We start from the raw sequence: 13083 nt of genomic DNA on the forward strand, positions 1-13083 counted from the left end.
GACCGCAGCCGCGGCGGCACCTGACGCTCCGTCCCCGGCCCGGCCCTCATGCGGCCGGGCCGGGGAGAGCCAGCTGCCGCGCATAGATCCGGACCAGGTCGGACCGGAGGTAGTGGCCCGTGACGTGCTCCTGGAGCAGATGCGCGTCGCACAGCTCGGCGAGTTCGCGGCGGGTGCGGTCCAGGTCCTGCCCGGCGAGTTCGGCGGCCCGGGAGACCTCGATCCGGGGGCCGGGGAGCAGCCCGAGGACGCGGAACAGCCCCGCGGCGCCGGGCGAGAGCGCGTCATGGCTGAGGCGGAGCGCGGCGTCCATGGCCGAGTCCTCGCCGGGCGCGGACAGTTCGGTCAGCCGCCGCCGCTCGTCCGTCAGCCGCAGGCCCCAGCACTCCAGGCTCCAGTCGGGGTGGGCCATGAGCCGGGCGGCGGAGATCCGCAGCGCCAGCGGCAGCCGGTCGCAGAGGCCGACGACCCGCCGGGCCGCGTCCACCTCGGCGGCGATCCGCGGCGGGCCCAGCGCGGAGCCCAGCATCGCCAGCGCGTCGTCCGGGGCGAGCGGGCCCACCGTCACCAGGGTGGCGCCGTCCCGGACCGCCAGCGGGGTCAGCCGTCTGCGGCTGGTGACCACCGTCAGACAGCCCGGGGCGGCGGGCAGCAGGGGGCGCACCCGGCCGACGGTGCCCGCGTCGTCCAGGACCACCAGGATCCGGCGGCCGGCGACCAGCGACCGGTACAGCGCCGAACGGTCCTCCCCAGCGGGCGGAATCGATTCCTCCGGCACGCCGAGGGCGGTGAGCAGCAGGGACAGGGCCGCCCCGGGCTCGCGGGGCTCCGGGCCGAGTCCCCGCAGGCCGAGGAAGAACTGACCGTCGGGGAAGTCGGACCGGCGCCGGTGCGCCCACTCCACCGCCAGGGTGGTCTTGCCCGTGCCGGCCCCGCCCGCCAGGACCACGCACCCGGCGCCGGGCGGCGCGGCGGCCCGGTCCAGGGCGGCGAGTTCCCGCTCCCGGCCGCAGAAGTCCGGTACGGGGCCGGGCATCGGTGCGGCGGCGGCGACGGATGCCGGCGGGCGCCAGACGTCGTCGGCGGGGGCCGGCCCGCTGCGGACGCCGGCGATCCGGTCGTGCCAGGGCCCGCCGGGCGCGGGCCCGCCGCGTACGGTCAACGGGCCGGCGGACGCGGCGCGGACCGGTGCCCGGCGCCCGGGGGCGGGAACCGGCCGCGCCGGCACCGTCTCCCCGCCGAGCACCGCGAGATAAGCGCCGTGCAGCGCGGGCCCGGGGTCGATGCCGAGTTCGTCGTTGAGCTGCCGCTTCGCGCGGTAGTACTGGTCGAGTGCCTCGGCCTGCCGTCCGTCGGCCTGCAGGGCGCGGATGAGCAGCGCGGTCAGCTCCTCGTGCAGCGGGTGTTCCGCCACTCCCGCGGTGAGTTCGGTGATCAGCTCGCCGTGCCGGCCGAGGTGCAGCAGATGCCGTCCGAGGTCCTGGAGGGCCGCGACCCGCGACTGGGTCAGCCCCACGCCGAGCATCCGGCGCACCCGTTCGCCGGGGACGTCGGCCAGGGCGTCCCCGCGCCAGAGCCCGAGGGCCTGGCGCAGCACCGGCACGGCCCGGTGCGGCTCGGCGCCGCGCGCGGCGGCCACCAGGTGCCGGAACCGGGTGGCGTCCACCGTGACGGGGTCGGCCGCCAGTGCGTATCCCGTGCCCCGGGTGACGAGTTCGGCGTGTCCGGCCAGCAACTGCCGCAGTCGGTGCACATGGTTGTGGACGACGCCCCGCGCCCGGGCCGGCGGCTCCGCGTCCCAGGCGAGGTCGATCAGCCGGCCCACCGGGACGACCTGATTGACCTCGCTCATCAGCACCGCCGCCACGGTGCGGATCCGCCCCGAACCCAGCGGGATCAGCCGGCCATTGTTCATCTCGATTTCAACCGGCCCCAGTAGCCGAAACTGAACCATCGTGCCTCGAGTTCCCTCTTGCTGAACAGGCTTGCGCCGAAACGGTCTTGTGCCTCGAAAGACGTTCCGGAGAGAGCAGGGTTGCTTCGGGGTACCCGGTTATCTCGCCATCTGGACGACATCGTAAGCGGAACGCCGAAGAAGGGCTTTCGGGGTGGTGTGAGCGGGCTGTGAGCCGATCATGAGCGGGGCGTCGAAGCATCGTTCCCGTTCGGACCGAGCGGACCAATCCCGCACGATTCCGGACCCATCTCCGTTACTCGCCAGTTGTGTTACCGGTGAGTCGGATAAATGGCTCCGCAGTCCCGCAGAGAACGAGGAGAACCATGTCCCCCCGCAGCATTGTGAAGAAGAGCCTCGCCGCCGTGACGCTGTGTGCCGCGCTCACCGCGACCGCCGTCGCCTTCCCGGCGACCGCCTCGGCGTCCCCGGCCGCGGCGGCCGCCGCGGCCGGCGAGTCGCCGGTCAGCGTCGGCGCGAACGCCAACCTGAACATGAACGTCGACGTCCTCGGCATCGCCAACAAGATCGAGGCGTCGATCAAGACCGCCCAGAACCGTGAGGGCTTCGTCAAGAACCTCATGGAGTCGGCGTTCTACGCCAGCGGCCAGAAGTACAACGTCATGGTGATGAACCTCAGCCAGGGCTACGAGGAGCACCTCAACGGGGTCCAGGGCTACGGCTCGGCCACCTACGACGGTGTCGTCTACGGCATCTGGGTCTTCGAGGACGGCGAATTCACCAACACCGGCGACGGCGGTTACATCAACTGGGCCTTCAAGGGCCTGTGGGAGCGCCCGGACAACGGCGGTTACGTGAAGTTCTTCCGCCACGCCTGATGCGCCGGCCGGATACATTTCGGCCATTGCTTCCGTGGTGACGGCCCGTCGGAATTTCCGGCGGGCCGTTTCACGTTTTCCGTGTTCCTTTCCGAGAGGGCGGGAGACGGAAGGCGGGGCGCGTGGGCCGGGTGCCGATCGGGTCCGGGCTTCCGGCTTCCGGGTTCCTGCGTAGCCGGCTGCCCCCGCGCAGCCGCCCTCAACGCCGCTCCTTGGTCAGCAAAGTGCCCCCGTTCGGCTCCGGCCGGCGGGGGCACCTTCGCGGGTTCAGAGTCAGAGCTGGTACTCGTACCCGATCGTCAGCCGCTGCGGCAGGCACCACTCCCCGTACACCATCACCCCGTCGTCGTCGGACCACTCGTGTGTGCCCGCCAGGATCGGCGCCCCGGTCGGGATGCCGAGGTGGTTGGCCTCGCGCTGGTCCGCGGCCCGGCCGTGCATGGCATCCCTGCCGTGCCGCACCGTGCGGCCCGTGGCTGCCTCGATCAGCGCCAGCAGGTCGTCACCGCGGCCAGGCTGGTCGCCGATCCTCTGTCCCGGCACCGTCTCCAGAAGGTCGGGGACGAGTTCGGCGAACTCTGCCGGATACCAGTCCACCTCAAGGGCCAGGCGCTGGGCGCCGGAGCCGACGACGTACTCGCGGCGCACTACCTGGGCGCCCGGGTCCTGGTCGAACAGTTCGGCGACGTAGAGCGGCGGCACGATCAGGTCCGCGCCGACGACCCGCTTGGTCTCGCCATCGGCCAGGACACTGCCCCTGCGGCGGACGCGGTCGAGCCGGTCCCGGGGTGAGGCGGCGTTGGTGGTCTGCTCGGCCACGAATGAGCCGCGCTGGGTGGTGACGATCCATCCCTCAACGCGGAGCCATCCCATGGCGGCCCGCACGGTGGCGGTGGCGGCGCTGTGCTGCTCGGACATTTCACGAACGGTGGGCAGTCGGTCGCCGGGGACGATATGCCCGTCCCGGATGAGCTGCCGGTAGAACTCGGCGATTCGGATGCGGGGCTGAGTACTGGTCATATCTGGAGCATCGCACGCCAGTTGGAGTGTGAGCTAGTCCACTCCAATGGCTTGTCTTGCGCTAGCTCACTCTCTAACCTTGAGGCAGCTCACTACTCCTAGTTGAGAGGCGTGCACTGTGAGTGCTGCCGCAATGAACGAACCACCCGGGGGCACGTCCGCGCCGGACGCCACCGCTCCCATTGACGAAGTCACCATCCAGGCGACCATCGAACGGGCCTTACGGACCGGAACCGGCCGTCTTGACATGGATGAGCTGACCGCCGTCGAGGAACTCCTCCTCGGGCACATTCAGCTCCTGCTCCCCGACGCCGAAGCCGCCGTCGACCGGCTCTGGCGCGGCAGCCTTACGTGGTACACGGCCCGCGCCAAGCTCGACGGCATCCACCGCCAGGTGAAGCAGGGGGTGGGCGACGGCCCGCTCTCCGCGCACATCCAGGTCTCGACCCTGGCGAGCGACTGTCAGTGGCTCCTGGTCCACCACCAGCACCGGGAGCGCGCATGAGCGCCGTGCGGTGGTGCACCTGGCACCAGGGCTACACCGGCCGGCCCACCCTGATTGCGCTCATCGAGACCGGCAGCGGGCCCGGCGCGATCCAGTACGCCTGTCCGGAGTGCATGAGCATCTACCGGCTCCGGCCCTTCGATCCCGTCCTGAGCGGCTGTCCCGTTTACGGGCGCCGCCGTACCTGAGACAGGGCAGCCGGCGGACGTCCCCCCTCCGTCGGCTGCCCGCTGCATCCCCCTGCCCCTGCGAAATCCCGGGGTAAAGGGGCCTCACCCCCCGCTCTCCGCCACCACCTCGCGGGCCAGGGCCACCAGGGACGGGATGGCCGGGTGGCCCGCCGTGTCCCGCCAGGCCAGGAACACCGGGACGTCCGGCGCGCCGGTGACCGGGACGTAGGTCACCCCGGGGTGCGCGTGGATCCGGGTGGTGGCCGCCGCGGTGACGCCCACGCCCCGGCCGGCCGCGATCGCCGCCAGCCAGTCGTCGGTGTTGGCCACGGTCAGGGTCGCCGCCGGGCGCGGGCCGCCCGGCCACAGGTCCGGTGTGGTGAGGCCGGAGACGCTGTTCAGGACGACCGTCTCCCCGGCGATGTCCGCCGGGGTCAGCTCCGGCCGGGCGGCCAGCGGGCTGTCGGAGGGCACGGTCGCCACCCGCGGCTCGGTGTACAGCTGCTCCGTGATCACACCGGGGGCGTCGACCCGGCCGCGGAGCACCGCGATGTCGACCGCGCCCCGGGTCAGCCCGGCCGTCCGGTCGTCGATGCGCAGCAGCTCCAGCGGGGTCTCCGGGTGCGCCTCGCTCCACCGGCGCAGCAGCGGCGTCGTGTACTCGCCCGCCGCCGACCAGGGGTGCCCCAGCCGCAGCGGCCACTGCCGCAGCCGGGCCGGGAGGACCGCCTCGTCGAAGGCGGCGACGGCCGCCGCGGCCTTGTCGCGGAACGCCCGGCCCTCGGTGGTGAGCTCCAGATGGTGGGTCGACCGGTCCACCAGACGCACGCCCAGCGCGAGTTCCAGCCGGCTCAGGGTGCGGGAGACGGCGGGCTGGGTGAGGTGGAGCCGGGCGGCGGCGCGCGTGATGCTCCCCTCCTCGGCGATGGCGAGGAAGCAGCGGAGATGACGCAGCTCGACGGTCATGCGTTCGAAGCATAACAACAGGGAATCCGGCATTTCACGGGGCGAAGATCGCCTCCTTAGCGTGCAGGGGTGAGCGAAGACAGCACCCTCGTTGCCCCCGCCCCCTCTCCGTCCGCCGCGTCCGCCCCCATGGATGCCGCGTCCGGCCCGGCGTCCGCGCCGGCCTCCCGGCTGCCCCGGTCGGCCGGGGTGGCGATGGTGGCGGGCGGAGCGGTCTCGCTCCAGCTCGGCTCCGCCGTGGCTGCGCTGCTGTTCCCGCGGACCGGCCCGCTCGGAATGGTCACGCTGCGCCTCGTCGTCGCCGCCGTCGTCCTGCTGGTGGTGTGCCGCCCCCGGATCCGCGGTCACAGCCGTGCCGACTGGGCCGTGGTGTGCGGCTTCGGCGCCGCACTGGCGGGCCTGAACACCCTCTTCTACCAGGCGCTGGACCGCCTGCCGCTGGGCACCGTGGTCACCCTGGAGGTGCTCGGCCCGCTCGCCCTGTCGGTGCTCGCCTCCCGCCGGGTGGCGAGTCTGCTGTGGGCGGCGCTGGCGCTGTGCGGGGTGTTCCTGCTCGGCCGGGGCGGGTTCGACCGGCTGGATCCGGCCGGAGTCGGCTTCGCGCTGGCCGCGGGCGTGCTGTGGGCCGGGTACATCCTGCTGGGCGCCCGTACCGGCCGCCGCTTCCCGCGCGCCGACGGCCTCGCCATCGCCATGGCCGTCGGGGCCCTGCTCGCCCTGCCGTTCGGTGCCGGGCAGGCCCGGGTGGCGCTGACCGACCCCGTGCTGTTCGGCCTGGCCGCGTCGGTCGCCCTGCTCTCCTCGGTGCTGCCCTACACCCTCGAACTGCTCGCCCTGCGCAGCCTCCCCGAGGCCGCCTTCGCCGTCCTGCTGAGCCTGGAGCCGGCCGTCGCCGCCCTCGCCGGATACCTGGTCCTCGGCCAGGAGCTCACCCTCACCGACGGGCTCGCCATCGCGCTGGTCGTGGCCGCGAGCGCCGGGGCGGTCGGGATGCCGGACCGGCGCGACCGGGCGCGTGACCGGGTGCGCGGCAGTCTCCGCCGCCGGCTGCGCGGCTGCGGCGGGGAGCACGGCGGCAGCGGCGGAGAGCAGAGCGGCAGTGGCGGGGAGCAGGACGGCAGCGGTCGGGACCACGGCGACAGCGGTCGGCACCAGAGCGACAGCGGCCGGGACCGCGGCGGCCTCGCCGCGAGCCCCGCGGGCGGGAGTCCCGAGAACGCGAGTCCCGAGAACGTGAGTCCCGAGAACGCGAGCCCGGAGGACGGGGCCCCCGAGCTTGGGGCCCCCGCCGCCCGGGACCGTGGCGAGAAATCATGCAGGCACGCTTGATTGTTTCTGTGGCCGCTGCCACGCTCGGAGGGCTCGGAACGCGCTGACGACACGTCAACCCATGAAGGGAGCGCACCGTGGCCGATCCCGGTGCCGTGCTCGACGACCTGCTGAGCGAGGGGGAGGAGCTCGACGGGCTCGTGGCCGGACTCCCACCGGAGGCCTGGGCGACCCCGACTCCCGCACCGCGCTGGACGATCGCCCACCAGATCGCCCATCTGGCCTGGACCGACGAGCAGGCGGTGCTCTCCGCCACCGACCCCGAGGCCTTCACCCGGCAGGCCGCGACGGCCCTCAGCGCCCCGGACACCTTCGTCGACGACGCCGCCGAGCGCGGCGCGGCCCGCCCGCCCGCCGCACTGCTGGAGCACTGGCGGGAGGGCCGGGCGGCCGTGCGGCGGGCCCTCGCCGGGCAGCCCGCGGGCGCGCGGCTGCCCTGGTTCGGGCCGCCGATGAGCGTCGCCTCGATGGCGACCGGGCGGCTGATGGAGACCTGGGCGCACGGCCAGGACGTCGCCGACGCGCTCGGGGTGAAGCGCACCCCGACGGCCCGGCTCCGGCATGTGGCCCGGATCGGGGTGCGCGCCCGGGACTTCGCCTACCTGGCCCGCGGACTGCCGTCACCGGGCGAGGAGTTCCGGGTCGAACTCACCGGCCCGGACGGGGAGATGTGGGAGTTCGGCCCGGCGGACGCCGCGCAGCGCGTCACCGGCCCCGCCCTCGACTTCTGTCTGCTGGTCACCCAGCGCGCCCACCGCGGCGACCTCGCCGTACGCGCCGAGGGGCCGGACGCGGACCGCTGGCTGGATATCGCCCAGTCCTTCGCCGGCCCGCCCGGACCCGGCCGGGCGCCCTCGGGAGGTGCGGCGTGACCCTGCGCATCGGCAACGCCTCCGGCTTCTACGGCGACCGGTTCGACGCCGTCCGGGAGATGCTCACCGGCGGCCCCCTCGACGTCCTCACCGGGGACTACCTCGCCGAACTGACCATGCTCATCCTGGCCCGGGACCGGGCCCGGGACCCGAGGCTCGGCTACGCCCGCACCTTCCTCCGCCAGCTGGAGGAGGGCCTCGGACTGGCGGCCGAGCGCGGGGTGCGGATCGTCACCAACGCGGGCGGCCTCAACCCGGCCGCGCTCGCCGACGCCGTGCGGGAGCTGTCGGACCGGGTCGGCGTCCCCGTCCGGGTGGCGCACGTCGAGGGCGACGACCTGCTGGACCGCGGCTGGGGCCCGGGCGTGGTGGCCGCCCACGCCTACCTCGGCGGCGCCGGCATCGCCGAGTGCCTGCGCTCCGGTGCCGACGTGGTGGTGGCGGGCCGGGTCACCGACGCCGCGCTGGTCACCGGCCCGGCCGTCGCCCACTTCGGCTGGACCGCCGAGGACCGGGACGCGCTCGCCGGGGCGGTCGTCGCCGGGCACGTCCTGGAGTGCGGCACCCAGGCCACCGGCGGCAACTACTCCTTCTTCACCGAGCACGACATCGTCCATCCGGGCTTCCCGGTCGCGGAGATCCACGCCGACGGCTCCTCGGTGATCTCCAAACACTCCGGCACCGGCGGCGCGGTGACGGTCGGGACGGTGACCGCGCAACTGCTGTACGAGACGGCCGGCGGACGGTACGCGGGCCCGGACGTCACCGCCCGCCTGGACACCGCCCGGCTCACCCGGCTCGACCGGGACCGGGTGCGGATCGACGGGGTGCGCGGCGAGGCGCCGCCGCCCACCCTCAAGGTGGGGCTGAACCGGCTCGGCGGCCACCGCAACGAGGTGGTCTTCGTCCTCACCGGGCTGAACATCGAGGCCAAGGCGGCGCTGGTCCGGGAGCAGATGGAACGGGCGCTCGCGAAAACCCGCCCCGCCGAGGTCCGGTGGACCCTCGCCCGGACCGACCGCGCCGACGCTGCGGTGGAGGAGGAGGCGAGCGCCCTGCTGCGACTGGTGGTGCGCGACCCGGACCCGGAGACCGTCGGCCGGGCGGTCAGCAGCGCGGCGGTGGAGCTCGGCCTCGCCGGCTACCCCGGCTTCCATCTCACCGCGCCGCCCGGCAAGGGCGCCCCGTACGGGGTGTTCGAGGCGGCGTACGTCGCCGCGGGGAGCGTGCCGCACACGGCGGTGCTGGACGACGGCCGCCGGATCCCCGTCCCGCCCCCGGCACGGACCGCGGAACTCGCCGAACTGCCCGAACCCCCGCTGCCCGAGCCGCTGCCGCCGGGGCCCACCCGCCGCGTGCCGCTGGGCATGGTCGCCGGGGCGCGCAGCGGCGACAAGGGCGGCAGCGCCAACGTCGGCCTCTGGGCCCGCAGTGAGGACGCCTGGCGCTGGCTGGCGCACACCCTCACCGTCCGCCGCTTCCAGGAACTCCTCCCGGAGACCCGTCCGCTGACCGTCACCCGTCACGTCCTGCCCAACCTCCGCGCGCTGAACTTCACCGTCGACGGCCTGCTCGGCGAGGGCGTCGGCGCACAGGCCCGCTTCGACCCGCAGGCCAAGGCCCTGGGGGAGTGGCTGCGCTCCCGTCACCTGGAGATTCCGGAGATGCTGCTGTGACCGTGCTCGCGTCCGCCCTCGACCCCACGAGCCCCGACCACACGGCCCACCGCACGGCGATGCTCGCGCGACTCACCGACCTGGATGCCGAGCACGCCAAGGCGACGGCGGGAGGCGGCGAGAAGTACGTCGCCCGCCACCGCGACCGCGGCAAGCTCCTCGCCCGGGAACGCATCGAGCTGCTGGTCGACCCCGACACCCCGTTCCTGGAGCTGTCCCCCCTCGCCGCCTGGGGCAGCGACTACCCCGTCGGGGCGTCCATGGTCACCGGGATCGGCGTCATCGAGGGCGTCGAATGCCTCATCACGGCCAACGACCCGACCGTGCGCGGCGGGGCCAGCAACCCGTGGACCCTCAAGAAGGCGCTGCGCGCCCACGAGATCGCGTTCGCCAACCGGCTGCCGCTGGTCAGCCTGGTGGAGTCGGGCGGGGCCGACCTGCCCAGCCAGAAGGAGATCTTCATCCCGGGCGGGGCGATCTTCCGGGACCTGACCCGGCTCTCGGCCGCCGGAATCCCCACGCTCGCCGTGGTGTTCGGCAACTCCACGGCCGGCGGGGCGTACGTCCCCGGCATGTCCGACCACGTGATCATGGTCAAGGAGCGCTCCAAGGTCTTCCTCGGCGGCCCGCCCCTGGTCAAGATGGCCACCGGGGAGGAGAGCGACGACGAATCCCTCGGCGGCGCCGGGATGCACGCCCGCACCTCCGGTCTCGCCGACTACTTCGCCGCCGACGAGCCGGACGCCCTGCGCCTCGCCCGCCGGGTGGTCGCCCGCCTCAACTGGCGCAAGGCGCACCCCGACCCGGCACCGGCCGAGCCGCCGAAGTACGACGCGGAGGAGCTCCTCGGCATCGTCCCCGGCGACCTCAAGGTGCCGTTCGACCCGCGCGAGGTCATCGCCCGGATCGTCGACGGCTCCGACTTCGACGAGTTCAAACCGCTCTACGGCCCCAGCCTGGCCACCGGCTGGGCGACCCTGCACGGCTACCCGGTCGGCATCCTCGCCAACGCCCAGGGCGTCCTCTTCAGCCCCGAGTCGCAGAAGGCCGCCCAGTTCATCCAGCTCGCCAACCAGCGGGACATCCCCCTCCTCTTCCTCCACAACACCACCGGCTACATGGTCGGCAAGGAGTACGAGCAGGGCGGCATCATCAAACACGGCGCCATGATGATCAACGCGGTCTCCAACTCGACCGTCCCGCACCTCTCCGTCCTCATGGGCGCCTCCTACGGGGCGGGCCACTACGGCATGTGCGGCCGGGCGTACGACCCGCGGTTCCTCTTCGCCTGGCCCAGCGCCAAATCGGCCGTCATGGGGCCGCAGCAGCTCGCCGGCGTCCTCTCCCTGGTCGCCCGCTCCTCGGCCGCGGCCAAGGGCAAGCCGTACGACGAGGAGTCGGACGCCGCACTGCGCGCCATGGTGGAGCAGCAGATCGAGTCCGAGTCGGTGCCCGCGTTCCTGTCGGGCCGGCTCTACGACGACGGCGTCATCGACCCCCGCGACACCCGCACCGTGCTGGGCCTCTGCCTGTCGGCGATCCACACCGCCCCGGTCGAGGGAACCCGCAGCTTCGGCATCTTCCGGATGTGAGGACGAACATGGAATCGCTCCTGGTCGCCAACCGCGGAGAGATCGCCCGCCGCGTGTTCCGCACCTGCCGCGAGCTGGGCATCGCCACCGTCGCCGTGCACTCCGACGCCGACGCGGACGCCCCGCACACCCGGGAGGCCGACGCGGCCGTACGGCTCCCCGGCAACGCACCGGCCGACACCTACCTGCGCGGCGACCTCATCGTGAAGGCGGCCCTGGCCTCCGGCGCGGACGCCGTGCACCCCGGCTACGGCTTCCTCTCCGAGAACGCCGAGTTCGCCCGCGCGGTCCTCGACGCCGGGCTGCTGTGGGTCGGGCCGCCGCCAGAGGTCATCGAGGCCATGGCGTCGAAGACCCGCGCCAAGGACCTCATGGCCTCCTCCGGGGTGCCGCTCCTCGCCCCCGTCGACCCCGACCAGGCCACCAGCGCGGACCTGCCCCTGCTGATCAAGGCGGCGGCGGGCGGCGGGGGCCGCGGCATGCGCCTGGTCCGCGACCTCGCCGAGCTCCCGGACGCCTGGGCGGCCGCGAGCACCGAGGCGGCCTCCGCGTTCGGCGACGGCGAGGTTTTCGCCGAGCCCTACGTGGAATGCGGCCGGCACGTCGAGGTCCAGATCCTCGCCGACCACCACGGCACCGTATGGGCCCTCGGCACCCGCGACTGCTCCCTCCAGCGCCGGCACCAGAAGGTCATCGAGGAGGCCCCGGCCCCCGGCCTGGACGACGAACTGCGCCGCACCCTCCACAACGCCGCCACCGACGCGGCCCGCGCCGTCGGCTACACCGGCGCGGGCACCGTCGAGTTCCTGGTCTCGGCCGACGGGCGCCCGTACTTCCTGGAGATGAACACCCGCCTCCAGGTCGAACACCCGGTCACCGAAGCCGTCTACGGCATCGACCTGGTGGCCCTCCAGATCCGCATCGCCGAGGGCGACGAACTGACGAACCTCCCCGAACCCTCCGGCCACGCCGTCGAGGCCCGCCTCTACGCCGAGGACCCTTCCCGCGGCTGGCAGCCCCAGACCGGAACCCTGCACCGCCTGGACATCCCGGGTGCCCGGCTGGACTCCGGAGTGGCCGACGGGATGGACATCGGCGTCCACTACGACCCGATGCTCGCCAAGGTCATCACCCACGCGCCGACCCGCGCCGAAGCCGTCCGCAAGCTGGCCCGCGCCCTCGAACGGGCCCGGATCCACGGCCCGGTCACCAACCGCGACCTGCTCGTGCGCTCGCTCCGGCACCCGGACTTCACCGCGGCCCGCCTGGACACCGGCTTCTACGACCGCCACCTCCCCGACCTGACCGCACCCACCGACGAACACAGCAAGATCTCGGCCCTCGCCGTGGCCCTCGCCGACTCCTCGGGCCGGTCCCGCTTCGGCGGCTGGCGCAACGTACCGTCCCAGCCGCACACCAAGACCTACCGCTCGGAACCGGACGGCACCGAACACGAGATCCGCTACCGCCACACCCGCGGCGGCCCGGTCCCGGAGGACGGCGGCATCCGCGTCCTCCGGACAACCGCAGATCAGGTGGTCCTCGAACTGGACGGCATCCGCCGTACCTTCGAGATCGCCGCCTACGGCAGCCGCATCCACGTCGACTCACCGCTGGGCGCCCACACCTTCACCGCCCTGCCCCGCTTCCCCGACCCCACGGCCCACACCGAACCGGGCTCCCTCCTGGCCCCGATGCCGGGCACGGTGATCCGCGTCGCCGACCTGACGATCGGCGACCGGGTCACGGCGGACCAGCCGCTCCTCTGGCTGGAGGCGATGAAGATGGAACACCGCATCTCCGCCCCCACCGCAGGAACCCTCACCGAACTCCACGCCACCCAAGGCACCCAGGTCGAACTGGGCACCCTCCTGGCGGTCGTGACCGAGGACGCCGACCAGCGGAATCCCGAGGCGGCGCCCCGGCAACCCGAAACCGACCACGAGGACCCCGAGGCGGGCCACCGGCAACCCGACACCGACCAGGGGGATCCCGAGGCGGCTCACCGGAATGGCGCCACCGACCGCGGGGATCCCGAGGCGGGCCACCGGCGGGAGGGGGCGGGGCTGTAGGGGTGGGGGGTTCCGGAAGCTTCCGTGTATTTGTGGGCCGCCAGGCACGTAAATATACGTTCCGGAACCCCCCACCCCGGAAGCCTCG

The 13083-nt window shown here is 73.5% G+C and carries 10 protein-coding genes and 1 pseudogene; 8 read left to right on the plus strand and 3 right to left on the minus strand.

The features are described 5' to 3' along the window. Positions 1 to 46: 46 nt before the first annotated feature. Positions 47 to 1915 carry an AfsR/SARP family transcriptional regulator gene (locus tag AC3EQ1_RS08790; RefSeq protein ID WP_432093731.1) on the minus strand — a complete coding sequence of 623 codons (1869 nt, stop codon included), beginning with the start codon at positions 1913 to 1915 and terminating at the stop codon, positions 47 to 49. A 365-nt stretch (positions 1916 to 2280) separates the two neighbouring features. Between AC3EQ1_RS08790 and AC3EQ1_RS08795 the strand changes: the two genes are divergently transcribed. After that, on the plus strand, positions 2281 to 2793 hold the full coding sequence (locus AC3EQ1_RS08795) for a stress protein (RefSeq protein ID WP_432093732.1): 513 nt from the start codon (positions 2281 to 2283) through the stop codon (positions 2791 to 2793). A gap of 273 nt (positions 2794 to 3066) precedes the next feature. Here the strand turns inward: AC3EQ1_RS08795 and AC3EQ1_RS08800 are convergent, their stop codons facing one another. Then, on the minus strand, positions 3067 to 3813 hold the full coding sequence (locus tag AC3EQ1_RS08800; RefSeq protein WP_432093733.1) for a GntR family transcriptional regulator: 747 nt from the start codon (positions 3811 to 3813) through the stop codon (positions 3067 to 3069). 133 nt (positions 3814 to 3946) lie between these two features. On the opposite strand from AC3EQ1_RS08800, the gene AC3EQ1_RS08805 reads away from it, so the two are divergent. Beyond that, positions 3947 to 4318, plus strand: coding sequence for a DUF6415 family natural product biosynthesis protein (locus tag AC3EQ1_RS08805; RefSeq protein WP_432093734.1), 372 nt, complete (start codon positions 3947 to 3949; stop codon positions 4316 to 4318). Continuing rightward, a complete protein-coding gene (locus AC3EQ1_RS08810) occupies positions 4315 to 4506 on the plus strand; it encodes a hypothetical protein (RefSeq protein ID WP_432093735.1) in 192 nt (63 codons plus the stop codon). Before AC3EQ1_RS08805 ends, AC3EQ1_RS08810 begins: the two co-directional genes overlap by 4 nt. An 84-nt stretch (positions 4507 to 4590) precedes the next feature. Here AC3EQ1_RS08810 and AC3EQ1_RS08815 read toward each other — a convergent pair whose 3' ends face one another. Then, on the minus strand, positions 4591 to 5454 hold the full coding sequence (locus AC3EQ1_RS08815; protein WP_432093736.1) for a LysR family transcriptional regulator: 864 nt from the start codon (positions 5452 to 5454) through the stop codon (positions 4591 to 4593). Positions 5455 to 5583: 129 nt separating this feature from the next. Here AC3EQ1_RS08815 and AC3EQ1_RS08820 point away from each other — a divergent pair. The 5 genes and pseudogenes from AC3EQ1_RS08820 to AC3EQ1_RS08840 all read left to right on the plus strand — a co-directional run. Next, positions 5584 to 6471 (plus strand): annotated as a pseudogene (locus tag AC3EQ1_RS08820) (EamA family transporter); the annotation flags it as partial. Positions 6472 to 6860: 389 nt separating this feature from the next. After that, positions 6861 to 7655, plus strand: coding sequence for a TIGR03084 family metal-binding protein (locus AC3EQ1_RS08825; protein WP_432093737.1), 795 nt, complete (start codon positions 6861 to 6863; stop codon positions 7653 to 7655). Then, positions 7652 to 9331 (plus strand): acyclic terpene utilization AtuA family protein, encoded by a 1680-nt coding sequence (locus tag AC3EQ1_RS08830; protein ID WP_432093738.1) that lies wholly within the window; start codon positions 7652 to 7654, stop codon positions 9329 to 9331. Before AC3EQ1_RS08825 ends, AC3EQ1_RS08830 begins: the two co-directional genes overlap by 4 nt. Next, a complete protein-coding gene (locus tag AC3EQ1_RS08835; RefSeq protein WP_432093739.1) occupies positions 9328 to 10923 on the plus strand; it encodes an acyl-CoA carboxylase subunit beta in 1596 nt (531 codons plus the stop codon). Before AC3EQ1_RS08830 ends, AC3EQ1_RS08835 begins: the two co-directional genes overlap by 4 nt. 8 nt (positions 10924 to 10931) lie before the next feature. Continuing rightward, positions 10932 to 12995, plus strand: coding sequence for an acetyl/propionyl/methylcrotonyl-CoA carboxylase subunit alpha (locus tag AC3EQ1_RS08840; protein ID WP_432093740.1), 2064 nt, complete (start codon positions 10932 to 10934; stop codon positions 12993 to 12995). The last annotated feature ends 88 nt before the right edge of the window (positions 12996 to 13083 follow it).

Source organism: Streptomyces sp. bgisy100 (assembly GCF_057709105.1).